General features: G+C 70.7%; 19 protein-coding genes and 1 pseudogene. 13 read left to right on the top strand and 7 right to left on the bottom strand.

Going from position 1 to position 25,829, the window contains the following annotated elements:
• The first annotated feature begins 74 nt into the window (after window positions 1-74).
• Window positions 75-1,055 (top strand): alpha/beta hydrolase, encoded by a 981-nt coding sequence (locus KY5_RS00255; RefSeq protein WP_098240232.1) that lies wholly within the window; start codon window positions 75-77, stop codon window positions 1,053-1,055.
• A 112-nt stretch (window positions 1,056-1,167) separates the two neighbouring features.
• The gene (locus KY5_RS00260) at window positions 1,168-1,893 is read left to right on the top strand and encodes an alpha/beta fold hydrolase (protein WP_098240233.1); all 726 of its coding nucleotides are present in this window, start codon (window positions 1,168-1,170) and stop codon (window positions 1,891-1,893) included.
• Window positions 1,894-1,986: 93 nt separating this feature from the next.
• On the opposite strand, the gene KY5_RS00265 is transcribed toward KY5_RS00260, so the two are convergent.
• Together KY5_RS00265 and KY5_RS00270 are read right to left on the bottom strand one after the other, a co-directional pair.
• Window positions 1,987-3,114, bottom strand: a complete 1,128-nt coding sequence (locus KY5_RS00265; protein WP_098240234.1) for a low temperature requirement protein A — start codon at window positions 3,112-3,114, stop codon at window positions 1,987-1,989.
• A gap of 83 nt (window positions 3,115-3,197) precedes the next feature.
• The gene (locus KY5_RS00270; RefSeq protein ID WP_234362557.1) at window positions 3,198-4,613 is read right to left on the bottom strand and encodes a dihydrolipoyl dehydrogenase family protein; all 1,416 of its coding nucleotides are present in this window, start codon (window positions 4,611-4,613) and stop codon (window positions 3,198-3,200) included.
• A gap of 303 nt (window positions 4,614-4,916) precedes the next feature.
• Here KY5_RS00270 and KY5_RS00275 point away from each other — a divergent pair, with 303 nt between their 5' ends.
• Window positions 4,917-5,495, top strand: a complete 579-nt coding sequence (locus tag KY5_RS00275) for a Dps family protein (RefSeq protein WP_098240235.1) — start codon at window positions 4,917-4,919, stop codon at window positions 5,493-5,495.
• Between the two features lie 350 nt (window positions 5,496-5,845).
• On the opposite strand, the gene KY5_RS00280 is transcribed toward KY5_RS00275, so the two are convergent.
• Window positions 5,846-6,670 carry a calcium-binding protein gene (locus KY5_RS00280; protein WP_098240236.1) on the bottom strand — a complete coding sequence of 275 codons (825 nt, stop codon included), beginning with the start codon at window positions 6,668-6,670 and terminating at the stop codon, window positions 5,846-5,848.
• A gap of 844 nt (window positions 6,671-7,514) precedes the next feature.
• Between KY5_RS00280 and KY5_RS00285 the strand changes: the two are divergent.
• Window positions 7,515-7,961, top strand: a pseudogene (locus tag KY5_RS00285) (YbhB/YbcL family Raf kinase inhibitor-like protein); the annotation flags it as partial.
• Window positions 7,962-7,988: 27 nt separating this feature from the next.
• Here the strand turns inward: KY5_RS00285 and KY5_RS00290 are convergent.
• Entirely contained in the window at window positions 7,989-8,957 is a 969-nt protein-coding gene (locus KY5_RS00290) for a helix-turn-helix domain-containing protein (RefSeq protein WP_098240237.1), read from the bottom strand.
• Between the two features lie 128 nt (window positions 8,958-9,085).
• Between KY5_RS00290 and KY5_RS00295 the strand changes: the two genes are divergently transcribed.
• Window positions 9,086-10,123: a saccharopine dehydrogenase family protein gene (locus tag KY5_RS00295; protein WP_199842864.1), complete on the top strand. Its 1,038-nt coding sequence runs from the start codon at window positions 9,086-9,088 to the stop codon at window positions 10,121-10,123.
• Between the two features lie 1,751 nt (window positions 10,124-11,874).
• Here KY5_RS00295 and KY5_RS00305 read toward each other — a convergent pair.
• Window positions 11,875-13,416, bottom strand: a complete 1,542-nt coding sequence (locus KY5_RS00305) for an NACHT domain-containing protein (RefSeq protein WP_098240239.1) — start codon at window positions 13,414-13,416, stop codon at window positions 11,875-11,877.
• 274 nt (window positions 13,417-13,690) lie between these two features.
• The gene (locus KY5_RS00310) at window positions 13,691-14,188 is read right to left on the bottom strand and encodes a DinB family protein (RefSeq protein ID WP_098240240.1); all 498 of its coding nucleotides are present in this window, start codon (window positions 14,186-14,188) and stop codon (window positions 13,691-13,693) included.
• 265 nt (window positions 14,189-14,453) lie between these two features.
• Here KY5_RS00310 and KY5_RS00315 point away from each other — a divergent pair, with 265 nt between their 5' ends.
• From KY5_RS00315 to KY5_RS00350, 8 genes are all read left to right on the top strand, one after another.
• Window positions 14,454-16,445, top strand: coding sequence for an ATP-binding cassette domain-containing protein (locus KY5_RS00315; RefSeq protein WP_098240241.1), 1,992 nt, complete (start codon window positions 14,454-14,456; stop codon window positions 16,443-16,445).
• A 67-nt stretch (window positions 16,446-16,512) separates the two neighbouring features.
• Complete coding sequence (locus tag KY5_RS00320; protein ID WP_098240242.1) at window positions 16,513-17,127, top strand: class I SAM-dependent methyltransferase; 615 nt, start codon at window positions 16,513-16,515, stop codon at window positions 17,125-17,127.
• Window positions 17,128-17,206: 79 nt separating this feature from the next.
• On the top strand, window positions 17,207-17,602 hold the full coding sequence (locus KY5_RS00325; RefSeq protein WP_098240243.1) for a VOC family protein: 396 nt from the start codon (window positions 17,207-17,209) through the stop codon (window positions 17,600-17,602).
• A gap of 218 nt (window positions 17,603-17,820) precedes the next feature.
• Window positions 17,821-18,180 carry a DoxX family protein gene (locus tag KY5_RS00330; RefSeq protein WP_098240244.1) on the top strand — a complete coding sequence of 120 codons (360 nt, stop codon included), beginning with the start codon at window positions 17,821-17,823 and terminating at the stop codon, window positions 18,178-18,180.
• 266 nt (window positions 18,181-18,446) lie between these two features.
• Entirely contained in the window at window positions 18,447-19,427 is a 981-nt protein-coding gene (locus KY5_RS00335; RefSeq protein ID WP_098240245.1) for an ABC transporter permease, read from the top strand.
• A 1-nt stretch (window position 19,428) separates the two neighbouring features.
• Window positions 19,429-20,340 carry an ABC transporter permease gene (locus tag KY5_RS00340; RefSeq protein ID WP_098240246.1) on the top strand — a complete coding sequence of 304 codons (912 nt, stop codon included), beginning with the start codon at window positions 19,429-19,431 and terminating at the stop codon, window positions 20,338-20,340.
• Window positions 20,337-22,451, top strand: coding sequence for an ABC transporter ATP-binding protein (locus tag KY5_RS00345; protein WP_098240247.1), 2,115 nt, complete (start codon window positions 20,337-20,339; stop codon window positions 22,449-22,451). Before KY5_RS00340 ends, KY5_RS00345 begins: the two co-directional genes overlap by 4 nt.
• Window positions 22,452-22,538: 87 nt before the next feature.
• Window positions 22,539-24,221, top strand: coding sequence for an ABC transporter family substrate-binding protein (locus KY5_RS00350; RefSeq protein WP_199842868.1), 1,683 nt, complete (start codon window positions 22,539-22,541; stop codon window positions 24,219-24,221).
• A 53-nt stretch (window positions 24,222-24,274) separates the two neighbouring features.
• On the opposite strand, the gene KY5_RS00355 is transcribed toward KY5_RS00350, so the two are convergent.
• On the bottom strand, window positions 24,275-25,570 hold the full coding sequence (locus tag KY5_RS00355) for a PAS domain S-box protein (RefSeq protein ID WP_098240248.1): 1,296 nt from the start codon (window positions 25,568-25,570) through the stop codon (window positions 24,275-24,277).
• Window positions 25,571-25,829: the final 259 nt, after the last annotated feature.

Consider the following 25,829-nt stretch of genomic DNA (forward strand, 5'->3'; position numbering starts at 1 on the left):
GGCGGCCGGGCGGCTCTTAACGTGATCTCACCGGAAGAACCGGCCACCCTTCACATGACACTCAGGAGAACCACATGTCCGACGCCGTCGAGCCGATCGAACCCGTCGAGCCGGTCCTGGAACCGGCGGCCGCCGCCTTCGCCGAAGCGACCAGCCAGCCGCCGTTCCTCTTCGAACTCGCCCCTGCCGAAGGCCGCAAGGCGGTCGACGAGGTGCAGTCCGGTGACACGCCCAAGCCGGAGGTCGACGAGGAGTGGATCACCGTTCCCGGCGGCCCGACCGGCGGCGTCCGTACGCGTGTCGTCCGTCCGGCCGGCGTCCGGGGGAAGCTGCCGGTGATCCTCTACATCCACGGCGCGGGCTGGGTGTTCGGCAACGCCCACACGCACGACCGGCTGGTCCGTGAGCTCGCCGTGGGCGCCCGGGCCGCGGTGGTCTTCCCCGAGTACGACCTCTCCCCCGAGGCCCGCTACCCGGTGGCCATCGAGCAGAACTACACAGTCGCCCGGTGGATCGTCCAGGAGGGCGCGTCCAAGGACCTGGACGGGACCCGCCTCGCCGTGGCGGGCGACTCCGTCGGCGGCAACATGACGGCCGCGCTGACGCTGATGGCGAAGCAGCGCGGCGACGTGCCGCTGGTCCAGCAGGTGCTGTTCTACCCGGTCACCGACGCGCGCTTCGACACCGGTTCGTACCGGCAGTTCGCCACGGGGTACTTCCTGCGCCGCGACGGCATGCAGTGGTTCTGGGACCAGTACACGACGGACGAGGCCGAGCGCGCGCAGATCACCGCGTCCCCGCTGCGGGCCTCCACCGAGCAGCTCACCGGGCTGCCGCCCGCCCTGGTCATCACGGGTGAGGCCGATGTGCTGCGCGACGAGGGCGAGGCCTACGCCAACAAGCTGCGCGAGGCGGGCGTCCCGGTGACCGCCGTCCGCTTCCAGGGGATCATCCACGACTTCGTCATGCTCGACGCCCTGCGCGAGACGCACGCCGCCGAGGCCGCCATCACCCTGGCCACCGGCACCCTGCACGCCGCGCTCCACCGCGACTGACCGGCCCCGTACGACAACGCACACCCTTCATCCCTACACACCTTCATCCGTACACACCTTCATCCGCACCCGGCACACGACACGTGCACCTCACGAGGAGACCCACCCCACCATGAGCACCTCCCCCACCCCGACCGTCCTGCTCGTCCACGGCGCCTTCGCCGACGCCGCCAGCTGGACCGGCGTCATCACGGAACTCCAGAACGACGGCATCCCCGTGATCGCCCCGCCCAACCCGCTGCGCGGCCTGGCGTCCGACGCCGCGTACATCGCCTCCGTGGCATCCCGGATCGAGGGCCCCGTCGTCCTGGTCGGCCACTCCTACGGCGGCGCCGTCATCTCCGTGGCCGGGACCGCCGAGAACGTGACCGGCCTTGTCTACGTCGCGGCCTACGTCACCGAAGAGGGCGAGAGCCTCTCCGCGTTGCAGGACCGCTACCCGCACTCGCCGCTCGGCGACAACCTGGTGCAGTCGACGTACCCCGTCGAAGGCGCCGAGCCCGCCGTCGAGTTCACCATCGAGGCGCAGGCGTTCCCGGAGATCTTCGCCGCCGACGTCCCGGCCGCCGTGACCAAGGTGCTCGCCGTCGCACAACGCCCGCTGGCCGCCGCCGCTTTCACGGAGGAGGCGTCGGCCGCCGCGTGGCGGACCAAGCCGTCGTGGGCGCTCGTCGCCGACGCGGACCAAGCGATCAACTCGGATGTCCAGCGGTTCGGCGCGCGGCGTGCCGGTGCGACGACGGTCGAGGTCGAAGGCGCCTCGCACGCGGTCGCCGTGTCGCGTCCCAAGGAGGTCGCCGACCTGATCCGTGACGCGGTGCGCGGCAGCGCCGCCTGACGGTCGACGCCCCTCAAGAACAACGAGAACTCCCCGGCGGTGTCCGCGAAGACACTGCCGGGGAGTTCTCGTATGCGTACGTCCGTGCCCTCGTCACCTGCGCGGCGCCGTGACCACCACGACGAGCACCACCAGGACCGCACCGGCCGCGAGTGCGGGCCACGGGGTGAAGGTCGCCGCCAGGAGGCCGAACACCGCAACCGGATACGGAGCTCGATCGGCCGCCGTGGTGAGGTGCGGCCGCAGATGCACGGCCCACACGGTGACCAGGAAGACGGCCGCCGGGACGGTGACCGCGGCGCCCGCGGCGAGCTGCGAGGTGTGCGCGTGGCCGGTGAGGTGATCGGCGTACGCGGCGAGGCCCGCTCCTTCGGCTGCCGCCGAGGCGAAGATCAGGTAGTGGCCGTAGGCCCAGACGAAGCGGCGGCGGTGTGCCCGGTGGGTGGTGGCGAGCAGGGTGTGCGCGGGCCGGGAGAAGTACAGCCACCACAGCGCGAAGGCCGTCAGGAGGCCGCCCGCCGCTGTCGCGCAGAGCGATCCTGTGTTCTGGTGCCGGTCGAAGGCGCCGCGCACCGCGACGGTGGCGGCCGCCACGGACTCGCCGAGGACGATGAGGGTGAAGAGCTCGTAGCGCTCGGCGATGTGCCGCGGGTGCCACGGGGTCATCCCGGCGGACTGGGCCCACACCGGCACGGCGACCTCGGCGAGGATCAGCGCGGCGACGCCCGGCAGGCGTGCCGCCTCCGGCGCGGCGAGCAGGCCCACCCAGCCGACCTGACAGAGCGTCACTCCGGTGGCGAAGCGCAGCGCGGTGCTCCGGCGTGCGGGGTCCGAGCGGGCCGCCCGCAGCCACAGGGCGGCCAGCGCGGTGCGCAGGACGACGTAGCCGATGGTGATGGTCCGCAGGTCCCCCTCCGCGAACGCGTGCGGTACCCCGGCGGCGAGGATGAGCGACCCCGTGATCTGGACCAGGACGGTGAGCCGGTACGGGATGTCGTCCGGGTCGTAGGCGGACGCGAACCAGGTGAAGTTCATCCACGCCCACCACACGGTGAAGAAGACCAGCGCGAAGCGCAGGGCCCCGGTGGCGGCCGCGCCCTCGGCCAGCGCCTCGTGCAGGCTCTCCGAGGCTTGCGCCACGGCGATGACGAAGCACAGGTCGAAGAGGAGTTCCAGTGAGGTCGCGGTCCGGTGCCGCTCCCCGGGGTCACGCCCCTTCATGATGTGCGGCTTTCCGGGGCCGCGCCCGTGCACGCTGTGCCGCCACCGGGTCGCCGGGGACCCGGTGGCGGCGGCCCGGGGGCTCAGCGGAGCGCTCCGAGCGCGGCTTCGACCGTACGGTGGAAGGTGGGGTACGTGTAGATCATGTGCCGGAGCCGGTGCACGGGCACTTCGGCGTGGACGGCCACGTTCAGTCCGTAGAGCACCTCTCCGCCGGCCGGGCCGGCGGAGGTGGCGCCGACGAGTACGCCCCGGTCGGCGTCCTCGACGAGCTTCACGAAGCCCGCGTTGCCGGGCCCGTGGATCCAGCCGCGGGTGGAGGAGTCGAGCGGGAGCACACCGGTGCGCACCCGCAGTCCCCGCTCCCGTGCCTGTCGCTCCGTCAGGCCGACGGCGCCGATCTCCGGATCGGTGAAGGTGACCCGGGGCAGGGCCCGGTAGTCGGCGTCGGGTCCCGGCTCGCCGAGGATGTCGCGTACGGCTATCTGCGCCTGGTACATGGACACATGGGTGAAGGCGCCGCGGCCTGTGAGGTCGCCGACCGCCCACAGGCCGTCCGCCGCCCGCATCTGCCCGTCCGTGGCCACGGCTCGTGCGGCCGGGTCGAGTCCTACGGTCTCGACGCCGAGCGCGCCCAGGTCGGCAAGGCGGCCCGCGGCGACGAGGAGCCGCTCGGCACGCAGCGGTTCGCTGTCGCCCTCCGTCGTCCGCACACTGAACACGGTGCCGTCGTGGCCGACGTCGAGCGCGCGGACGCCGGTCAGCACGGTGACGCCGTCGGCCTCCAGTGCCGCCGCCGCGAGCTCACCGGCCTCCGGTTCCTCCTGCGAAAGGAGCCGGTCCTGACCTTCGATCACCGTGACCGCACAGCCGAAACGGGCGAAGACCTGGGCGAGTTCGACCCCGATGGCGCCGCCGCCGAGCACGATCATCGACGCGGGCAGCTCCTTGGCCGCCATCGCGTCGCGGTTCGTCCAGTAAGGGGTCTCCCGCAGTCCGGGGACCGCCGGGATCCTCGGGCGGGTGCCGGTGGCGAGGACGACTCCGCGCCGGGCTTCGATCGTACGGTCGCCGACGGTGACGCGGCGCGGTCCGGCGAGTCGACCCCTGCCCCGTACGAGACGAGCGCCCTTCGCCACGAGCCGGTCGGCGGCCACCCGGTCGTTCCAGTCGTCGGTGGCCTCGCCGCGGATGCGCCCGGCGACTCTCCCCCAGTCCGGGGTCACGACCGCCGTACCGGCCAGCGCGGGCACCCGGCCCGCCTCGGCGAGCAGATCCCCGGCCCGGATCATCATCTTGCTGGGCACGCATCCCCAGTACGGGCACTCGCCGCCGACGAGCTCCGCCTCGACCCCGACGACGTCAAGTCCCGCTTCGGCGAGGGCACCCGCGGCGTATTCACCGCCGGGCCCGAGCCCGACGACCACGACGTCCGCGTGTCCGTCCGCACGCGTCTCGTCCGCACGCGTCTCGTCCGTACGCATCCTGTCCACACTCATCCCGTCCACTCCTTCTCGGTGGTCCACCTGCGCCCCGCGGTCGGGGCGGCCCGGCCGAGGCTAGGTCGGCTTGCCGCGCCGTCCCGCTGGTCAGTGCACGGGTGCTGGCACGAGAGCGAACGGGACGAAAGCGGGAGGTCAGCGCCGTGCACGGACCGGCAGCAGCGTGTGCGCTGCGGGACAAGGAGGGCGCGGCAAGGACGCATAGCGTCCTGCGGTACGCACAGTTCGGCCAGATCAGCCGGATCGACCCGATCGGCCGGATCAACCCGATCGGCCAGTTCGGCGCCCCAGGAGGCAACGATGACCAGCAAGTCCCTTCCCCTGCACGGCAGTCAGCCGCGGCTGCACCAGAAGGGCGAGGTGATCCAGGAGTACGGCACGGTGAAGCAGTTCCCGATCGGCCTGTCGTACGAGGCGAGGATGTACGCCTGCCAGCGCCTCAACCGGGTCCTCGCGGACACCCAGATCCTGTACGGCCTCTACAAGAAGCATCACTGGCTGATGCGCGGCGCGACCTTCTACCAGCTGCACCTGGTCCTGGACAAGCACGCCGGTGAACAGCTCGGCCTCGTCGACACCCTCGCCGAGCGCGTCCAGACCCTGGGTGGCGTCGCGGTCGGCGACCCCCGGCACGTCGCGGAACTCACGTCGATCCCGCGCCCGCCGGACGGTGTCGAGGAAGTCCCGGCGATGCTGTCGCGGCTCCTGGAGGCCCACGAGACGATCCTCGTCGAGGCGCACGACGCGGCGGCCAGGACCGCCGAACTGGGCGACGACGGCACGAACGACCTGCTGGTCTCGCAGGTGATCAGGACGGGCGAGCTGCAGACGTGGTTCCTGGCCGAGCACTTGGTCGACACCCCGCTGGTCCGCGCCTGACCCATCCGATGAGGCCAGGGCCGCCTTCTCTCAGACGGGCAGGGGGCGGCCCTGGCGGATGTGACCGGGCCACTGGGCCGCCCTGCCTCCGGCGACGTACCCAACGCCTGCGGCGGATCCAGCCGCCGAGCACCCACCAGGCACAGCGACTGGAACGGCGGCAGCAACGGGACGGCCAGCCAAAGGAGTTCTCCCTCGTTGATCTACCGGACCATGATCGTGTCACGGTGGACTCCTCAGCCGCCGTGTCAGAACCGGTGAAGGGTGGGTGTGGGAGACGCGTAGGCGCCCCGCCTGCGTGAGGTTCCGGGGGCGGGGCGCCGCTGTGGGTTGGTCAGCTGCGGAGTGGTTCAGCAGCTGGTGGTGGTGTCGCCAGCGTCGGCAGCGCAAGTGTCGACGCCGTTGCCGCCGTTGGCGGTGTCGCCACTGACGGTGTCCTGGACGTCGATGCTGTCGTCGCCGTTGTTGCCGTTCAGCGTGTCGGTACCGCTCTGGTCGATGAGGGTGTCGTTGCCGTTGTCACCGGAAGCGACGTCGTTGCCGGGCCCGGGGTAGACGGTGTCATTGCCGTTGCCGGCGTTGATGGTGTCGTTGCCGGCCAGGCCGCAGATGATGTCGTCGCCGTTGGTGCCGCTGAGGTTGTCGTCCCCGGCGGTGCCGGTGATCGTGCAGCCGGGAGGCGTGGAGTCGGTGATGGTGGTCGTCGTGCTGTCGGCACCGATGATGTTGATGAAGTTGACCAGGACGTCGGCGGTCACGGTACCGGTCGCGGTGGGCAGGACCGTCGCGGTGACGGTGTACCCCGGAGCGACGGGCACCAGCGCGTTGCACTGGATGTGGGTGCCCGACGGAGTGCACTCCAGGTCTCCGCCGACGCTGTTGGTGACGGCGGTGAAGGTGGCCGCGGCGCCGGAGAGATCGATGGTCAGATCGGTGGTGTCGTCGCCCGCGCTGGCGGGGACGGTGACGGTGTAGGTGTAACTGGTGTTCACCGTCACCGGGTCGGCCGAGTCGGTGATCTGGGCGTTGGCGTCGGCGTGCGCGGGCCCTGCGAGGGCCAGGGGCCCTGCGACGGCCAGGGCGGCGACTGCGGCCATCGCGGTCAAACGGCGGCGCAGGCCGCCGAACCGGTGGCGCCCCGGGGCGGGCGGGCGGGATGCGGTGGTGACGTTCATGCTGGCTCTCCTTGCGGCAGTGCGGGCCGAAGTCCGCCAGGGGCCGGGCGATCGCCTGCGCGGCGGGGGTTCGGGGTTCGGCTCCCGCGCTCACGGCCCTGCACCGGAAGGGGAGAGGAGCCCGGCTGCGCGGGGACGCCCGGTGGGAATGCGAGGAGTATGGCGACGGGATCATCAGCGCGGTAAGGGCCTGACAGGCTCACTTCATAGCCGTGCGGCACATAGGTCCGGCATATGTCACCTTCACCTCCTGTCCCGGTTCCCTGTCCCCTGACGGGCACCGACGTCCGCCGAGCGAACAGGTCAGTACACATCACGGAGCCGACGAGGAGGTCGGCCGGACCGCGGGCACAGCAGCTTCTACGTCCCTGCCATGACGGCTCGTCGCCGCTTGTGCGCGTTGAGCCGTACGTCCCTCGTCCTCACCGGGGCCAGTGCGAGACAGCGGGAGCGCGTCCGAGCGAGGTTCCTTCGCCGGCCGGCCGCGCAAGCGGTGGGCGCCGCTAGTGATCGTGTCCAGGTGAGGCGGTTGCTGATGTCGGCGGCAGCCTTCGTCTTGTGCGTACGAGGGCCGGGCGGATCTACAACGCTACGGGCCCCGCCGCGCGTGGCACCAGAGCACCGAAGACCGGCTTGTGTGTTCCACCTGTCCCTAGTTGGTGGTCACCCGGCTGATGGGCCGTGTCGCACTAGCGAAGACCCTCGACCAGCAGGCTGGCGCCGTCAACGTCCACAGCTCCGGTGTGGCGATCAGGCGTGAACGTCCGGCCAGGTGGGCGAGGCGCGTCAGGCGTCCCTCGCGGATGCGGGACGGGTGCGGCCGGTCAGTCCCGCCGCGGTCTGGGTGAGGTGGCGGTGCGTCGCCCGCCTCCCCGAGGCGGCCTCCTTCACCGTCACCAGCACGACCGTCACCGACGGCGCCGCCTGGTCACCCGAGCAGTGCTCCTCCGGCATCCCCGGTGGGAAGGACGTCTCCCCGCAGTTGTCCTGGAGCGGCGCCCCAGAAGGCACCAAGAGCTACGCCGTGGCCGTCTACGACCCTGACGCCCCCACCGGGTTCGGATTCTGGCACTGGGCGGTCGCCGACATCCCCGCCACCGTCACCCAGCTGCCCGACGGCGCCTTCCAGCTGCCCAACGAAGCCCGCGCAGCCCGCACAGCCCGCTTCATCGGCGCCGCGCCCCCTGCCTGGCACGGCCCGCACCGCTACTTCGTCGTGGTGCACGCCCTGGACGTCGCCTCCATCGGCGTCCCGGCCGACGCCACCCCGGCCGTCCTCTGCTTCACGATGCACCGCACCGGATGCGAGGCGCCGCACTCAGCTTCCCTGATGCGAGTTTGGGGTCGGTTCATGGGAGCGGAAAGTGCGGCGGTAGGTGTCAGGTGGGACGCCGACGCTGCGGTGGAAGTGGCGGCGCAGGGTGGTGGCGGTGCCCATGCCGGTGGCCGTGGCAATGGTGTCGACGGTGGCGTTGGTGGTTTCCAGGAGTTCCTGGGCGTGGCGGATGCGCTGGGTGTGGAGCCACTGCAGGGGTGTGGTGCCGGTGAGGTGTTTGAAATGGCGGGCCAGGTGTCGTGAGCTCATGCGGGCCTGACGGGCCAGGTCCTCGACGGTGAGCGGCTGGTCCAGTCGCTCCAGTGCCCAGGGGAAGAGTTCCGCCAGGGGGTGGTTGCCGGGCTCGGGCAGGGGCGTGGTGATGAACTGGGCCTGGCCGCCGTCGCGGTGGGGTGGGATGACGAGGCGGCGGGCGACCTTGTTGGCGTTGGCCGAGCCGTGGTCGAGGCGGACCAGGTGCAGGCACAGGTCCATGGCGGCGGCCTTCCCCGCGGAGGTGAGGACGTCGCCGTTGTCGACGTAGAGGACGTCCGGATCGACGGTGGCCTTGGGATGGCGCCTGGCCAGTTCCCGAGCGTGTGCCCAGTGCGTGGTGGCGCGTCGGCCATCGAGCAGTCCGGCCGCGCCGAGGACGAACGCGCCTGTGCACAGGGAGGCGATGCGGGCGCCGGCCGCGTGGGCGGCGCGCACCGCTTCGACCAGGTCGGCGGGTGGTTCGCGGTCGGTGTCGGCCCAGCCGGGGACGAGCACCGTGTCCGCGCGGGCGAGGTGGTCGAGGCCCTGGTCGGGCTCCAGGCGGAAGCGGTCGACGCGCACCGGGCCGTTCCCGCAGAGGGAGAAGTCGTACCAGGGGTTCACGATGTGGGTGAGGTCGGCGCCGAAGACCTCCGTGGCCACGGACAGTTCGTAGTGGAGCATGCCGTCGGTGACGGCCAGCGCGACAGTGGGCATGTCCGAAACTGTATGTGACATGTCATTTCCGACGCTCGTGCGGGGTGCTGCCGAGCGGACAGGATGAGGAGGTCAGGCCGCCGCGGATCGACAGCGCGGCGGATGTTCGAGCGCACGGGAGCGGTCTCATGGGGTCAGGTCAGTTGGTGGCGGTGTTCGGCGCGTACGGTCACACCGGGAAGTTCGTGGTCGCGGAGCTGGCCACGCGCGGGTTCACCCCTGTGCTCTCCGGGCGCAACGCGCAGGCGGTGCGGGAGCTTGCCGACCAGCACGGGCTCGAGGCCCGGGTGGCCTCGGTCGACGATGCGGCGTCGCTGGACCGGGCCCTGGCGGGAACGCTGGCAGTCATCAACTGCGCCGGTCCCTTCGCGACGACCGCCGGCCCGGTGATCGAGGCCGCGCTCCGTGCGAAGATCCCGTACCTGGACGTGGCCGCCGAGCTCGAGGCCAACCTCGACACCTTCGCCCTCTACCGCGAGCGAGCCCGGGAGGCGGGCGCGGTGGTCGTCCCGGCCATGGCCTTCTTCGGCGGTCTCGGCGATCTGCTGACCACCGCGGCGATGGACGACTGGACGAAGGCCGACGAGGCGCACATCGCCTACGCGCTCAGCAGCTGGCACCCCACCGCCGGCACCCGCCTGTCCGGCGCCGTCTCCCGCGAGCGCCGCGGCGACGTCCGCCTGTGCTACCGCGGCGGACAGTGGCAGCGCCGCACCGACGCCGCACCCACCTTGCAGTGGACCTTCCCGGAGCCGATGGGGGTCCGGGAGGTGATCGGGGAGTTCACGATGGCGGACGTCGTCACCGTCCCGCAGCACCTGTCCGTCCCGGACGTGACCACCTACATGACCGTCGAGGCGGTCCGCGACATCGCCGCACCCCACACCCCGGCCCCGGTTGCCTCCGACCACAGCGGGCGCTCGGAGCAGACCTTCCTCGTCGACGCCGTCGTACGCTCCGGCGGAGTCGAGCGCCGGGCCACGGCCAGTGGGCAGGACATCTACGCCGTCACCGCGCCCCTGGTCGTCGAGGCCCTCGACCGCGTCCTGACCGGCCGCACCAGGATTGTCGGTGTCGCCTCCGCCGGCGAGATCTTCGACGCCCCGGACTTCCTGCGCGCACTCGCCCCGCACATCACGCTCGACCTCCACCCGCAGGGCGCCTGACCTCGACGCTCTACGACGCGAATCCGCTTCCGAGTTCGCGGAAGCGGACTCCCTTGCCCGTCCTGCCGCCCTGGCCGAGGTCCGCTGCGGCGCGCACGTGTCGTAGCCGTCGGCCACGACACCGTCCACCTCAGCGTCACGGCGCCTCCGACAAAAACCGAGCAATCCGCGCCGCTCAGAGCCGACCATGCTCCGGAACGATCGTCTCGCACGACTCACGGAGCACCAGATGAAGAGGTTCCAGCGGGCCCCAGTGATCTCGATGCGGCGCGGCCCACGCGACGCACACACCCAGTAGCACGAGTCCCGGTGGCCGGCCGCGGGCGGTTCTTTGACCGGCCGTCACGCCATGGGCACGGTCGTCCGGGGGTCTTGCTGCGACACCTCGGCGGCCGAGGCGAGCCGCTGCTGCATGTGCAGATGACGGAACTCGTAGTGGGCGCCGGACTGTCGTAGCACTCCCCTGCGGTGCGCTTCGTCGAGGAACGTCATGATCCGCCAGGGCATCCGCCCCGTCAGGGCCAACCAGACGCGGGCAACCGCCAGTTGGCCCCACGCGGTGAGCGCGAGCGCGGCGGTACCCATCGGCACCCACATCTGCGCCGCGACGTGGTCGAGTCCGCCGCGCGACGCGAACGCCCAGGCCAGAACGACGCACACCCCGCCCGTCATGACCGCCACGACTCCGGACCGGGACAGCGACGCCATGCGGTCCGTGCGCAGGGTGACGTGCGGATTGGCCGCCCGGATGAGATCGGAGGGAGTACTGAGCGCACGATAGAGGCCCGAAGCGGGGCCGCCGATCAGTGCGATCAGGACTCCGCCCATGGCACCGGGGAGCAGGAACCGGTCGAGCGGGTGTCGGGCGGCGCCTTGAGCGAGCCAGGTCCGGGACTGCCCGGGTAGCTCGGGCAGCATGTTCACCGCATCGGCCACGGTCTTGCCGTCGACATCGCCGTCGACGAGTACGCGCAGGTCGCCCTGGGCAGCGCGGAAGGTCACCGGGGTGTCGAACGACTCGCACAGCTGACCGCAGCTCGGCGGACGGCTGCCGTGAGGATATGCCGTGGGCCGAGCGCCCGCGTGTGGGTACACCAGGATGACGGCAATCTCCGTCGAGGACTCGGCAGTGCGGACGCCGTCAGGTGTTTCGTGGTGCGACCATTTCCCGAGCCGCTTGCCGTCCAGGTCGGGCGCCCTTGATGTCTCCACCGCGGAGAACGCGCAGGCGACGGCGCCCACCGTGCCGCCTGCCGCCACTCCGACGAGCAGGCACACGGCCCAGCCATGCAGAAGCCCGGTCATGAAACGCCGGACGATACGGCCTTCGCTGGCGTGGGAGACGCCCGTCCGCGTCCCCTGCCGCCTCGCTGCCGCCCACAGGCACAGGGCCGCGGTGAAGCACAGCGCGCCGGCCACCATCGGCCACGTGCCGAGGTCTTGCCCGAGCAGCCACGGTTTGACGACCACGAGCCCCGCCAGGGCGAGGAGGCCGCTCCCGGCCTGTGCCGCGAGCCGACCGCTCGGGCTGCCCGCCCAGGGCAGCCCGAGCGGCACCGCGTGGCGGGTCAGCCCCGCGACCCCGAAGTACAAGGCGATCAGCACGCCGAAGACCGCGCCCCCGAACAACTCGGCCACCCAGCCGTCGGTGACCGTGCCGAACTGCAGCCCGAACTGCACCGAGCCTCCGGTGAGGCCGTAGCCGAGGGTGGCCACGGCAGCGGTCGCCATGCAGACCGTGAGCTGCCGGATCAGAGCCGTGCGCCCCTCGCGCCGCGCCGCCGACACGGGCAGGAGCAGCGCCAGCCCACCGGCGAATCCGACCAGGTTGCCGACCAGATTGGCTGCCAGCGACGGCCTGTCGTCGAAGACGAAGACGTCGCCTCCGACGCTGGAGAGGAGGATGGGGACGGCCAGGACGAACGTGAGGGCCAGTGCGAGCAGGGCGGGTGCCGCCAGCCGTAGCACCCGCGGCACGCAGAGATACAGCTCCCACCAGGCGAGCCGCTTGGAATCTCGCTGCTCCAACTCGCGTGCCAGCCAGGCCAGCCAGCGCCTGGCGTCCGCGGCGCGCCACCGCGATTCGGCACCCCGTCGCCGAACGCGGCCGGTACGAAGGCGTCGAGGAGGTGCCTTTCGATCCCGGCCGTCGTCTCGAAGCGAGGGTCGTCGAGGAGCTCTTGGGGATCGCGGGACACGTCGCCGTACACCGTGCGAGCCAGGGCCACCATGAGCGGATTGGTCAGGATCTGCAGGAGCGCGCTGGCTGCCAGGGTGCGCGGGTCGTTCTGCAAGGAGTCCAGCACCGAGGTCCACACCGTCGTGCGGCGATCGCCGGGACCGCGTAACGGACGCGCGGTGCGCTCCAGATATGACGTCGCCTCGGCGAACTCCAGCGGCAGCAGCTCAAGGACCTCCGCACCTGTGAGCACGTCGCTGCACGCGACCGTGCTGCGCCAGGCCGTGGTCCGCGAGGTGACGAGCACCGGCATGCCGTCGTCCAGTTCGGCGTTGAGCCTGCGCATCGCGGTGCCGTACAGCGCCGGGGGCAGTTCGTCGAAGCCGTCGAGGACAGGCGTGATCAGTCCGGCGTCGAGCAGGGACGCGGCCAACAAGGTGCCGTCGGTGGTGGCCGCCAGGGGCCGGTACTCCGCCACGAGCCGCTCGACGAGCCAGGTACGCAGCGGGGTGGTGCCCGGGTCCCAGGCCGCCAGGGGGAAGAGCACGGGCACCGCCGTGCCGGGCGTACGCCTCCTCACAAGATCGAGCGTGCAGCACATGGCGAGCACGCTCTTGCCCGAACCAGGGCTGCCGAGTACGACCATGCGCCTGGACGGCACTTCCTCGAAGGCCGTGGCGATCGACGCCAGGCAGTTGTCGCCGGGCTGCGGCTCGGGCGCCGGGCGACCACGCCGGATGTTCCGTGTGTCGTCGGTGAGCAGCCTGTCGGCCCACCTCCAGCGGACGTTCAGCGGCTCCGGATCCTGCAGCCTCCGCAGCCGCGCCTCCTCGGCCCATTGGACCCGTACCGCCTCGGCGAGCCCGTCAGCGGTCTGCCGCAGCACAGCACCGGGTTCCGGGGGTGCGTCCGTGCGACGCAGGATGTCCACGAGCAGTGCCGCGGCAGACACCATGACGCCGACCACGGATACGACGAACGCGGGTCCGTCGTACTGCACTTGCTCACCGTGCCCTTGGGCGACCCTGCGGAGCGTGACGGCCAGCACGACCAGTGCCGCACAGCCGACGCCGACCCACAGCCTTCGTCGTGTCCAGACTTCCCGCCCGCGCATGCCGTCCCCTCCGGAACCCCTCGTCTCATGTGGAGCTGAGCGTTTCAAGGAAGGAGCGCCTGGCGGCGGGTCGTTGCCCTTCTGCGAGGGGGCGCTTGGTGGTGAGCGCGTGGCGCGTGTGTGCCTTGCGCGCGCCGCCTTTCCCCTCTGCCCCGTGCACTGCGCACCGGCGCTTCCGCCTGGTCGAGGACGACACCGTAGAGGGCGCGAACAGCCTGCTCTTCGAAGCCGGACGGAGGAAATAGTTCAGAAGAAGTAGTTCAGAGGAAGTAGTTCAGGTGACGACCAACCTCTGCCTGCCGTCGGTGAGTTCGCGCACGACGTCCAAGTGGCCGGCGTGGGTGGCGGTCTCGGTGATCACGTGCAGGACGACTTCGCGCAGGGTGTCGAGGTGCCAGGTGCCGAAGAAGTCCGGCCACCAGCTCGGGGCCGCGTTGAGGTCGGCGTCGGCGAGGAACGTGTCGGCGAGCTTCGCCTCCTGCCGGTAGAGGGCGAAGACCTCCTCCGCTGTCTTCTCCGGGGCGGGCTCCCACGCGCTCTCCCCTGACCCGAGGATCTCTTCGATCGCCGCTTGCTCCCCCGCAGCGACCGCGCGGAACCAGAACTTCTCGTTGTCCAGAGCGAGATGGTGTACCAGCCCGAGGCATGTCCAGCCGGACGGCAGGACCGGGCGCCGCAGCGCCTCCTCGTCCAGGCCCTCCAGGATGTCCAGGACGTGTGTGCGCTTGCTGTTCAAGACGCCGAGCAGCGTTGTCAGTTCAGGGTCAGCCATGGGCCGGACCCTATGCGGCCCCCCTGACATCCGGTTCACTGAGCGCGCGCTGGACGGCATTCGGCCCGCCCTCGGCGGAACCGAACCGCCGCGACCATTAAGGAGAGCGTCCCATGCATCCCGTACGCTGCCTTGCGCTCGATCGTGCCGCGCGACGCGAAGCGCGAGAAGAGGCGGGCGTCCGCATCAGCGCTGACCAGCAGGAGTTCTGGGGGGCGAGGGAGAAGCCCTCGCCGGGCTGTCAGTCTGCTGCGGGAGGCGTTCGGTGAAGAGGTTCTTCGGACCGGTGAAGATGGCCGAGCCCCGCGTCTCCGACGCCGAACAGGAGCTGTTCGGCGGACCGTTGCGCTACGACCTGGGCTGGTCGCAGCACGAGCACGCCGGTCTGGATCTGACCATGATGTCGGCGCTGCGCTCCATGCCCACGCTCGTCGGCGCCGCTCTGCGCCTGGCGTGGCAGGCCGACCGGCGCGCGCTCCTGGCGGTCGCCGTCAGCGAGGTCGGCCAGGGCATCGCCGCGGCCGTCGGCCTGCTCGCCATCAACGCCGTCATGCACGCGCTGCTCGCCGGGACCGGCAGCGCGGACCAGCGGCTGCACGCGCTGTTGCCCGGACTGCTGGCGGCCGCCGCCATCGCCGTCGTCAACTCCGCCCTCTCCGCCTGGTCCACCTCCCGTGCGGGGCGCCTGGAGCCGAAGGTCGAGCGGATCGCCACCACCCAGTACCTGGCCGCCGCTGTCAGCGTCGAGCTGGAAGCCATCGACGACCCCGACTTCCGTCGGCTCGTCGACATCGCCCAGCACGGCCCCGGCGCCGCCCGGCGCATGATCGGTGCCTGTGTCGCCGCCCTGAACGGCCTGATCTCCCTGATCACCACGGCCGGTGTGCTCGCCGTGCTCCACCCCCTCTTGCTGCCCATGCTGCTCCTCATCGCGGCCCCGCGCGGCTGGGGTGCCATGCGCGTGGCCCAGGAGCGGTACGTGTCGGTGATGGCCTGGATCGAGCACGTGCGAGCCAGCCGCCTCATCGGCAGCCTGCTCACCGAACGCAGCGCCGCCCAAGAGGTCCGCCTCCATGCCGTCGGAACCTTCCTCCTCAGCCGCTACGAGCGCATGGCCGAGAGCGCGGAAGCCGAACAGGAACGCCTCGCCTCCAGCAAAGCCCTCACCGAATGGATCGCCTCCGCACTGTCAGGACTGGCCATGGCCGCGACCTACGGGGCCATGTTCTGGCTGATCGTCGCCGGACACATGAGCCTCGCCGTCGCCGGAACCGCCGTGATCGCGGTACGCACCGGATCGGCGAGCCTGGGCGCGCTGGTGATGAACATCAACCAGCTGCATGAGGAATCCCTCTACGTACGCGACCACGGCCGGTTCCTCACCCAGGCCGCACAGCGCACCATCCCCGCTGGCGGCGACCCCGTACCCGGGCGGGTCAAGGAGATCGCCCTGGACCAGGTCACCTACTGCTACCCCGACCGGGACACGGCTGCCCTGGAGCAGGTGTCGCTGACCTTGCCGATGGGGTCGGTCACCGCCGTGGTGGGGGAGAACGGCTCCGGCAAGAGCACGCTCATGAAGATCCTTTCGGGCATGCTGCTGCCCCAGAGCGGCACCTTGCGCTGGGGCGAGGCGGACATCACCGGCCTCGACCGCTCCCAGGTCTTCGAGCGCGTCTCCCTGCTCACCCAGGACTTCCAGCGCTGGCCGGTGACCGCCGCGATGAACATCCGCATCGGCCGCCCCGCCCACGCGGCGGCATCGCAGGACTTGCAGCCCTCGGTCGACTACGCCGGTGCCGCCCCGGTCATCGCCAAACTCCCCGACGGCCTGCGCAGTCTGCTGGCCCGCATGTTCCGCGGCGCCATCGAACTCTCCGGCGGCGAGTGGCAGAAGGTAGGTCTGGCCCGCACGCATTGGCGTAGCGCGACCTCGCGGGCGGACAGCATCCTCATCGTGGACGAGCCCACCTCCGCACTCGATCCCGAGGCGGAGATCGAAGCCTTCGGCCGTATCCGTCGCCTCGCCGCCCCGAACCGGGCCGTCGTCCTGGTCACCCACCGCATGTCCGGCGTCCGCCACGCCGACCACATCTACGTCCTCAACCAAGGGCGCCTCGTCGAACACGGCACCCACGACGACCTGATCGCCGCGCACGGCCGGTACGCCGCCATGTTCGACGCGCAGGCCGCCCAGTACGCCCCCGCCGTCGGCATCCCGCACCCCGCCGCCCCCACCGTCGCGGATCCCGCATGACCCGCTCGACCGAAGGCCCGCCGTGACGACGCGATCTCCCGCCGATTGATCACCTACCCTGTGCGTCATGAATCGTTGGGAAGAGCTGACCGGTGGGACGTCCGGAGAGGACTACGCCGCCCGGTTCGCCTCCCTGGCCGGCACCGGCAAGGACATGCATGGTGAGGCACGGTTGTGCGCCGCGCTGGTGCCCGCCGGGTCACGGGTGCTGGATGCCGGGTGCGGCACCGGCCGGGTCATGATCCGGCTGGCGGAGCTCGGGTACGACTGTGTCGGGGTCGACCTGGACGCTTCCATGCTCGCCGTGGCGCGCAAGCAGGCGCCGGAACTGCGTTGGATCCAGGCCGACCTGGCCACGTTCGACCCGGCCGAGCAGCGTGTCGTCGCGGACTTCGACCTCGTGGTCGCCGCGGGCAACATCTTCCCGCTCCTTGCCGCGGGGAGCGAGTCGGCGGTCCTCAGCCGCTTGGCCGCGGTCCTGCGCCCGGGCGGCCTCCTGGTCGCCGGATTCGGCCTGGACGAAGCTCACTTGCCGGTGCCGCCCTCCATCAACCTGCCGGAGTACGACGCCCACTGCGCCGCGGTCGGCCTCACCCTGGTCGACCGGTTCGCGACATGGGACGCCCATCCCTACGAGGGCGGCGGCTATGCCGTCAGTGTCCATCGGGCACATCACGACTGATGTCCATGGTCACAGAGGACCTCGAATCTCCCGGGTGGGCGACCTACGCTGAGCCCCGTCCGTACTACCTGGGAGAAGCATGACAAGCAGGTTCACCGAGTTGGTCGTCGACTGCCACGATCCGGAGAGGCTCGCGGGCTTCTGGTGCGAGGTTCTGGACTTCAAGGTGATCGACCGGAGCGAGGGAAAGGTCGAGATCGGTTCCTGGGAGCCGACCGTCGAGGAGGTCCGGGCCCGTCAGATGCCGCCCACCCTGGTGTTCATACGTGTGCCCGAGGGCAAGACCGTCAAGAACCGGTTCCATCTCGACGTCAGCCCGATCGACGGCAGCACCGAGGACGAGGTGACCCGCCTGCTCGGTCTGGGCGCCACCAAGGCGGACGTGGGCCAGGGCCCGGACCGGAACTGGGTGGTCATGGCCGACCCCGAGGGCAACGAGTTCGACGTCTTGCGCACCCTGGCACCGCGGGATTAGCCACTGCGGTGCGGGTGAAGGCCCCCACCGGGGCTCGGCCCGAGACACCACACGTTTTCGCGTTCGCAGCTCCACGCTGTGCCGATACCCCCTGGGTATCGGCTCATCGGAACGGGTCTTGGACACCGATGGAGCTCCGGCAGTGGACTGGAGTGCGACCGACACCATCAACCGCACTCAGCAGGGCCCCACGAGCCGGTGGCCCATGAACGGGAACCATGAACATCGCCTACGGGATCGTCGCGGGACTGCTCGCGCTCTTCTACCTCTACGCGGGCACGCTGAAGGTCGTCCGCAGTCGTGATCAGCTCCGGCCGATGATGGGCTGGGTCGACCGCATACCCCTGCCCGCCCTCAGGGCGCTGGGGACGGTCGAAGTGCTCGGCGCGATCGGGCTGGTCCTGCCGCCGTCGACCGGCATCGCTCCGTCGCTGGCGGCGGCCGCGGCCGGCGGCTTCGTGCTCCTGCAGAGCGGTGCGATCGTCGTCCACCTGCGCATCGAAGACCGGCGGATCGCGCTCAACGTCGGGCTGATCGTCGCCGCGGGGGTGAGCGTCTGGCTGGCCACTCGGTTGTAGTGGCTGACCTGCGCGTTCACGTCACAACAGAGATCGTTTTGCTACGGCGGCATTGCGATCCCTACGGCAACATTGCGGGCTCGTGGCGAAACCGGCCACAACCTGGTGTGGCCACCCAGTACGGACCAAGCTGACATTCGCCTCTTCCGTGGCACCGTTCCGTACTCGTAAAGCCCGCAGAAAGCACCACCGCGCATGCACTCGATCTGTCTCTCCGGCGCCGCCCAGGCGCGTCCCACCGCTGTGGTGAGGGGGCGGTCCACGCCATGCGTTATGTAGTGCGCAAGGCGGGCGGCTGGCTCCTGATGATCGCGGTCGCGACCAACGCGACGTACTTCCTGGCCAGTTGGTTTCTGGACCCGCGCTCGAACTACAAGGAGCTGCGGCCCGTCCGCAGCGAAGAGCAGATCGGGCGGGCCCTCGCCCCGTACAACCTCGATCCCGGGATGCCACTGGTGCAGCGGTGGTGGCACTGGCTCACCTCGGTGACCCTCGACTTCGACTGGGGCACGTCGCCCACCGGTGTCTCCGTCAACGGTGAGATGGGCTACCGCGCCCTCATCAGCGCCGAGTTGGTCGTCACCGCGACCGTGCTGTCCGTCGTGATCGGTGTCGCGCTCGCCGTCTACACCGCCTCGCGGCAGTACGGCGCGGCCGACCGCGTCGCGCAGGCCGTCTCCATCGCCGTGTTCAACGTGCCGGCGTCCGTCGCCGCGCTCGCCGTGGTCTTCGTGGCCATCTGGCTCAACCAGCACGCCGGGATGGATTTCCTGTACGTCGCCGGGGAGAACTCGCCGAACGTCGAGGGGCTGCTCCCGACGATCGGCGACCGCCTCCTCCATCTGATCCTGCCGACGCTCACTCTGACGCTGATGGGGTACGTGGGCTATCACCTGACGCAGCGTTCGCTGCTGCTCGACACCATCAACTCCGACTTCGTCCGTACGGCCCAGGCCACCGGCCTCACCCGCGCGCAGGCCGTACGCAGGCACGCCCTGCGCGCCGCGCTGGTCCCGACGGCGGCCTCCGTGGCCTTCAGCGTGCCCGCCATCTTCACCGGAGCCATCATCACCGAGACGATCTTCGGCTGGAACGGCATGGGCCGCTACTTCATCCAGACCATCAACAAGAACGACGTGCACGGCGTGGTCGCGACGGCCGCGTTCGCCGCGGTGCTCACCGCGATCGGCGCGATCCTCGCGGACATCGCCACCGTATTCCTCGACCCGAGAGTGCGGGTGAACTGAGATGGCGACAGCAACCGACACCGTCAGCGGCGCCGTCGAGGCGCGTGAGGGCCTCGGCCGCGGGCGGCTCTATCTGCGACGCTTCCTGCGCAACCGGCTCGCCGTGGCCGGTGTCCTGATCTTCGCGCTGCTCGTGCTGTTCAGCGTCTTCGGCGGCCTGTTCACGCCCTACACCCACACCGACGCCGACTTCGCCGCGCTCACCCAACCCCCGAGCGACGTGCACTGGTTCGGCACCAACCAGGGCGGCAACGACGTCTACGCCAGCGCGGTGCACGGGCTCCAGCGCTCGCTGGTGATCGCCGTGAGCGTGTCCGTCCTGACGATCGTCGTCGCCGCGGTCATCGGAGCCAGCGCCGCGTACTTCCGCGGCCGGGTGGAGAAGCTGACGCTGGCCGTCATCCACTTCCTGCTGATCGTGCCCTCGTTCCTCATTCTCGCCCTGGTCTCCCACCGTCTTGCCGGTGACTGGCGCGTCCTCATCATCGTCCTGACCCTGTTCGGCTGGATGTCCACCGCCCGCGTCGTCTGGTCCGTCTCGACCTCGCTGCGCGAACGGGACTACGTGACGGCGGCGGAGTTCATGGGCGTGCGTCCGCTGCGCATCATCCTGCGCCACATCATCCCCAACCTCGGCTCCCTGCTCATCGTCAACCTGACGCTCGGCGTCGTGGCGACCGTACTCAGCGAGACCGCGCTGTCGTTCCTCGGATTCGGCGTCCAGACCCCGGACGTCTCCCTCGGCACGATGCTCGCCGACGGGGCGACCACCGTCACCAGCGCACCCTGGCTCTTCGCCTTTCCCGCGGGCCTCGTCGTCCTGCTCACCGTGTCGATGACCTTCATCGGCGACGGCCTGCGCGACGCCCTCGACCCCACCTCAGTGACCGGCGCGGCGGGAGGCCGACGATGACGACCACCACTCCCCTGCGCGACGACCGGGTCTCCCCCACCGGCGCCACCCCCGTGCTCTCCGTACGGGACCTGCGGATCTCCTTCCCCTCCGAGGCCGGGCCCGTCGAAGCGGTGCGCGGCGTCAGCTTCGACCTGCTGCCGGGCCGCACCCTCGGCATCGTCGGCGAGTCGGGATCGGGCAAGTCGGCCACCGCGATGGGCATCATGGGCCTGCTGCCGCCCACCGCCGACCTGCACGGCCAGGTCCTGCTCGGCGGCCAGGACCTGATCGGCCTCGACGACCGGTCACTGTCGCGCGTGCGGGGCAACTCCATCGGCATGGTCTTCCAAGACCCTCTGTCCGCGCTCACTCCCATCTTCTCCGTGGGCAGGCTGCTCGCCGACGCGCTGCGGGTCCACCAGGACCTGTCCAAGAAGGCGGCCTGGGAGCAGGCCGTCGAACTGCTCGATCTCGTCGGCATCCCCGACGCGCGGGGCCGGGCCTCGGCCTTCCCGCACGAGTTCTCCGGCGGCATGCGCCAGCGCGTGGTCATCGCCCTGGCGATCGCCAACCGGCCGAGCGTCCTGGTGGCCGACGAGCCCACCACCGCACTCGACGTCACCGTGCAGGCGCAGATCCTGGACGTGCTGCGCCTCGCGCAGCGGGAGACCGGCGCCGGGCTCGTCCTGATCACCCACGACCTGGGTGTCGTGGCGGGTCACGCGGACGACGTCGCCGTCATGTACGCGGGCCGCTTCGTGGAGAAGACGGACGTGCACACGCTGTTCCGTCGGCCGACGATGCCGTACACGGCGCGGCTCCTCGCCGCGGTGCCGACCGTGGACGGCGGGGTCCGCCGCCCCCTCGTACCGATCGGTGGCGAGCCGCCGGCGCTGTCGCACCTCCCGGGCGGCTGCCCCTTCGCGAGCCGGTGCGCCGTCGCACTCGACGCGTGCGGCTCCGACGAACCGGAGCTGCGGCAGGTCACGGGCCACGGAGACGTCGCCTGCCTGCGCGCGGACGAGATAGCCGACGGCAGGCTGGATCCCACCGGGGGCGTCACGGCCGACGAGAGGGAGGCCGGGACGGGCCCGGCGAGCGGCGAGGTGGTGCTGCGGGTGGAGGACCTCGTCAAGACCTTCCCCGTGACCAAGGGCGCGTTCATCAAGCGCCGCGTCGGCACGCTGCACGCGGTCAACCAGGTCAGTTTCGAGCTGCGCGGCGGAGAGACGCTGGGTCTGGTCGGCGAGTCGGGCAGCGGCAAGACGACGACGCTGATGGGGATCCTGCGGCTCAGGCGTCCCGAGGGCGGCCGGATCGAGGTCGCGGGGCAGGAGGTCGGGGCTGCCACGGGCAAGGGTGCTGGTTCGGGCGTCGGCACCGGTGCCAGGAACGCGCGCACCCTGCGGCACGACGTGCAGATCGTCATGCAGGACCCCCTGGGGGCCCTGGACCCCCGTCTGCCCGTCTACCAACTGCTCGCCGAACCCCTGCGGGCCGTCGGCCGCGACCGCGAGGCGATCCGCTCCCGCGTCCACGAACTGCTGACGCTCGTCGGTCTCGACGCCTCGATGAGCGACCGCTTCCCCTCCGCGCTCTCGGGAGGGCAGCGCCAACGCATCGGCATCGCCCGTGCGTTGGCCACCGATCCGAAGCTGCTCGCCCTCGACGAGCCGCTCTCCGCCCTGGACGTGTCGGTGCAGGCCGGGGTGATCAACCTCCTCGGCCGGCTCAAGCGCGAGCTGGGGCTCGCCTACCTCATGGTCGCCCACGATCTCGCCGTGGTGCGCTACATCTGCGACCGCATCGCGGTGATGTACCTGGGTCACATCGTCGAGACCGGCGACACGGAGACGCTCTTCTCCGACCCGAAGCACCCCTACACCCGGGCGCTCCTCTCGGCGATCCCGATCCCCGACCCGGAACGCGAACGCACCCGCGAACGGATCGTCCTGGAGGGCGAGCAGCCGGGCGCCACGAACCTGCCGCGCGGCTGCGTGTTCATCGACCGCTGCCCGTTGTACCGCCTCGCGGACGACGACGTACGCGAGCGCTGCCGCACGGAGCGCCCCGCGCCCAGGACGGTGCCGGGGCAGCCGGGCCACGCGTACGCCTGCCACGCCGAGTGACGGGGCCCCTCCGCCGCTGAGCGGCGCCACCTACCCACGACCACAGTGCAGTTCACCTTTCCCTCTTCAACACAAGGACGCTTTCCCATGCGCGCAAGACTGGCCCTGCCCGTCGCCCTCATCGCAGCCATCTCCGTCTCCGCCACCGCGTGCCAGTCCTCATCCGGTGACGGCGCCGCGGGCTCGGGCGGCAAAGGCACCCCGTCCGCCGCGTCGGGAGCCGCCGACTACAACCCGACGCCGTACGAGAAGATCAAGGACGGCGGGACCTACACGACGGTCGGGACGTTCGACGAGCAGGGCAACCCCTTCAACGTCAACGGCACCCTCACGGCGACCCGGGTATGGGCCTGGTACAACGCGAACCCGATCACGTTCTCGCCGACCGGTGAAGTGCAGTACAACCCGGACTACCTCAGCGATGTGAAGGTGTCCGTCAAGGGCGGCAGCCAGAAGGTCGTCCTGACGCTCAACAAGAAGGCCGTGTTCAACGACGGAACGCCCATCGACTGGACCGCGATCAAGGCCACGTGGAAGGCCAACAACGGTTCCGACAAGGACTTCGCGGCCTCCACGACGGACGGCTACGACCAGATCACCGACGTCACGCGGGGCAAGGACGACAAGCAGGCGGTCATCACCTTCAAGGGCGTCTACCCCTCCTGGCCGAGCCTGTTCTTCACGTTCCTGCACCCGAAGGCGGCGACGGTCGACAACTTCAACAAGGCGTACGTCAAGAAGGCGCACCCCGAGTGGGGCGCGGGCCCCTACACGGTCGGCAAGTGGGACACCCACTCGGGCAACATCACCTTCGTACGCAACCCGAAGTGGTGGGGCAAGAAGGGCAAGCTCGACAAGCGCGTCTACGTGAACCTGGAGTCGACCGCGGCGGTCAACGCGTTCAAGAACGGTCAGCTCGACTATGTCTCCGCGGTCGACGCCGAGAGCCTCAAGCAGCTCAAGGGGCTCGAGGGCACCGAGATCCGGAGCGGCGGCAGCCCGTTCGAGTACTCGCTGAACTTCAACACCAAGTCGTCGGTCCTCGGCGACAAGGCGGTGCGCAAGGCGATCCAGGAGAGCATCGACCGTACCCAGATCGCGAAGATCCAGTTCCAGGGTCTGGACTACAAGGAGCCGCTGCCCGGCTCCGCGGTGCTCTACAGCTTCCAGAAGGGGTACGCGGACAACGTCTCGGCCGTCCTGAAGTACGGGCCGGAGCAGGCCAAGAAGGACCTCGACGCGGCGGGCTGGAAGCCCGGGGGCGACGGGGTCCGGGAGAAGGGCGGCAAGCGGCTCGAGGTCGGATACACGCTGCTTGGCGACGACGCGCTGGGCAAGGCCACCGCCGGCGCCCTGGCCGCGATGCTGAAGCCGGTCGGCGTGCGCCTCGTCATCAAGAAGGGCGACGACGCGGACTTCTCCAACATCATCAACGAGCGCAAGTTCGACCTGTTCCTCTCGGGCAACCGCTCGATGGATCCCTTCGGGGTCCGCTATCTGTGCGAGACGTACTGCTCGGACCGTGAGTCCAACATCACGGGGGCCGGGTCCCCCGCGCTGGACAAGAAGATCCGTGCCACGACGGAGATCGCCGACCTGGGCCAGCAGACGGTGGCGGTGAACAGGGTCGAGAAGGAGGCCCTTCAGGAGTACGCCAAGCTCCCGCTGTTCAGCGGCCCCTCGACGTACAGCGTCAAGAAGGGACTGGCGAACGTGGGTGCGACCATCTTCTACAACCCCCTGCCGGAGACGGTGGGCTGGGAGAAGTAGGTCTTCGCGGTTCTCGAAGCAGGTCCTTCGCGGTTCTCCGGGGACGCCCGCCGTCAGACCGTGCTCAGCGGATGCGCCGCCGTCGCCGAGCGCGGGGGCCAGGCGGCGGGCGCGAGGATGCCGAGGACGTAGGCCCGCGCGACGAGGGCCGGGCGGGTCGGTGCGCCCAGGAGGCCGCGCAGGCGGCCCAGGTGGTAGTCGACCGTCTGCCGGGACAGCTTCAGCGACGTGGCGATGTCGCTGTTGCTGCTGCCCTCCGCCAGGAGGGTGAGGATGCGGATCTGCGCGGCGGTGAGGGCCGGGTGGGCCTGGTGGGCGAGGCTCTGGTGCGTGACGACGGCCCAGACCTGCCCGGCCCGGTCGGCGGAGTGGCCCACCGTCGTCAGGTGGAGTCGCGCGCGGCGTTGCAGCCCCCGCGTCCCGCCCAGCATCACGGAGGTCTCCACGCGTCTGGTGCGCCGGGCTATCAGCCCCCGCCAGCGGCGGTGCAGCCGCTCCAGGCCGGGGGCGGGCGCGAGCAGCGTGTGCGCCCGCCGCCCGACCAGGTCGGGCAGGCCGAGGTCGAACAGCTCGGCGGCCGCGGCGCTCGCCTCGATCACGCGGCCGCCGGCCGTGAGGAGCGCGCAGGGCAGCCCGGTGTGGTCGCGCAGGGCCCGTAGGCGCTCCTCGGCTTCCTGCCGCTGGACCATGGCGCGCAGGTGGTCCGTGATGTCCACGTAGATTCCGGCGACGCAGGTCTGCGCGTTCTCCCTGACGGGGAAGCGGTGGCCGACGGCGTGGCCCGCGCTGCCGTCCGGGCGGCGGTAGTGCAGGGTGTGGCGCACCGGTGTGCCCCGGGTCAGGATCTCCTGGTCGAGGGTGCGGAACTGGACGGCCTCCTCGGGGGCGTCGAAGTCCTCGATGCACCGCCCCGTGAGTTCCTGCGCGGTGGTGCCGTAGAGGTGCGCGTAGGCGTGGTTGGCCCACAGGTACCGTCCGTGCCGGTCCCGGATGAACGCGGCCGCCGGGGCGAGGTCGACGAGGTCGGCGAAGGCCGCGTACCTGCGCGGGGCCTCGGGGTGGGTGTCGACCTCCACCGCCAGGCCGCGGGTGCGGCGGTGCGCGCGGGTCGCGTCCCGCGGGCAGCTCACGTCGAAGGTCCGGCCGTCGAACCGGGCCAGCCAGCGGCCGTCGCGCGGCGGGTGTCCCGGGTCCGCGAGTTCCTGGCGGACCCGGTCGAGGAAGCGCTGGGCCGTGCCGGTGTCGGCGAAGGCCCCGCCGCCCCGCTCCCGGACGTGCCACGGCTGGTCGAACTCCCACCAGAACACGGGAAGGTCCTCCAGCAGGGCCTTGAGGCTGGAATCGTCCACGGCCGTTTCTCCTTCCGTATACGTCTGGTTGACGCACAGTCACCACGCGATGCGTATCCCGTCCGTCGCTCGCGCATGCTCGGTTCTCGGCCGAAGTGGCAGCGCAGAGCGGGAATTCGCCGACGGGCCGCCGGTCCTCGCGGCACGCGTCCGCGGCCGGACTCAGGCATTTGCCTGAACGCCGGGCCGCCGCCGCGGCGTCACCGGGGTCCCGCGCCTGTTCCCCTTGGAAGTGCGGGTGAACGCGCCCCGCCACGCA

It is taken from the genome of Streptomyces formicae, from assembly GCF_002556545.1.
Taxonomy (GTDB): domain Bacteria; phylum Actinomycetota; class Actinomycetes; order Streptomycetales; family Streptomycetaceae; genus Streptomyces; species Streptomyces formicae_A.

Excerpts from the sequence above, each read along its gene's own strand:
- KY5_RS00275 (WP_098240235.1), top strand. The coding sequence starts at position 4,917 with ATGACCAGCAAGTCCCTTCCCCTGCACGGCAGTCAGCCGCGGCTGCAC.
- KY5_RS00270 (WP_234362557.1), bottom strand. The coding sequence starts at position 4,613 with ATGAGTGTGGACAGGATGCGTACGGACGAGACGCGTGCGGACGAGACG.
- KY5_RS00340 (WP_098240246.1), top strand. The coding sequence starts at position 19,429 with ATGGCGACAGCAACCGACACCGTCAGCGGCGCCGTCGAGGCGCGTGAG.
- KY5_RS00325 (WP_098240243.1), top strand. The coding sequence starts at position 17,207 with ATGACAAGCAGGTTCACCGAGTTGGTCGTCGACTGCCACGATCCGGAG.
- KY5_RS00305 (WP_098240239.1), bottom strand. The coding sequence starts at position 13,416 with ATGCGCGGGCGGGAAGTCTGGACACGACGAAGGCTGTGGGTCGGCGTC.
- KY5_RS00260 (WP_098240233.1), top strand. The coding sequence starts at position 1,168 with ATGAGCACCTCCCCCACCCCGACCGTCCTGCTCGTCCACGGCGCCTTC.
- KY5_RS00295 (WP_199842864.1), top strand. The coding sequence starts at position 9,086 with ATGGGGTCAGGTCAGTTGGTGGCGGTGTTCGGCGCGTACGGTCACACC.
- KY5_RS00280 (WP_098240236.1), bottom strand. The coding sequence starts at position 6,670 with ATGAACGTCACCACCGCATCCCGCCCGCCCGCCCCGGGGCGCCACCGG.
- KY5_RS00345 (WP_098240247.1), top strand. The coding sequence starts at position 20,337 with ATGACGACCACCACTCCCCTGCGCGACGACCGGGTCTCCCCCACCGGC.
- KY5_RS00290 (WP_098240237.1), bottom strand. The coding sequence starts at position 8,957 with ATGCCCACTGTCGCGCTGGCCGTCACCGACGGCATGCTCCACTACGAA.
- KY5_RS00330 (WP_098240244.1), top strand. The coding sequence starts at position 17,821 with ATGAACATCGCCTACGGGATCGTCGCGGGACTGCTCGCGCTCTTCTAC.
- KY5_RS00335 (WP_098240245.1), top strand. The coding sequence starts at position 18,447 with ATGCGTTATGTAGTGCGCAAGGCGGGCGGCTGGCTCCTGATGATCGCG.
- KY5_RS00320 (WP_098240242.1), top strand. The coding sequence starts at position 16,513 with ATGAATCGTTGGGAAGAGCTGACCGGTGGGACGTCCGGAGAGGACTAC.
- KY5_RS00255 (WP_098240232.1), top strand. The coding sequence starts at position 75 with ATGTCCGACGCCGTCGAGCCGATCGAACCCGTCGAGCCGGTCCTGGAA.
- KY5_RS00350 (WP_199842868.1), top strand. The coding sequence starts at position 22,539 with ATGCGCGCAAGACTGGCCCTGCCCGTCGCCCTCATCGCAGCCATCTCC.
- KY5_RS00310 (WP_098240240.1), bottom strand. The coding sequence starts at position 14,188 with ATGGCTGACCCTGAACTGACAACGCTGCTCGGCGTCTTGAACAGCAAG.
- KY5_RS00265 (WP_098240234.1), bottom strand. The coding sequence starts at position 3,114 with ATGAAGGGGCGTGACCCCGGGGAGCGGCACCGGACCGCGACCTCACTG.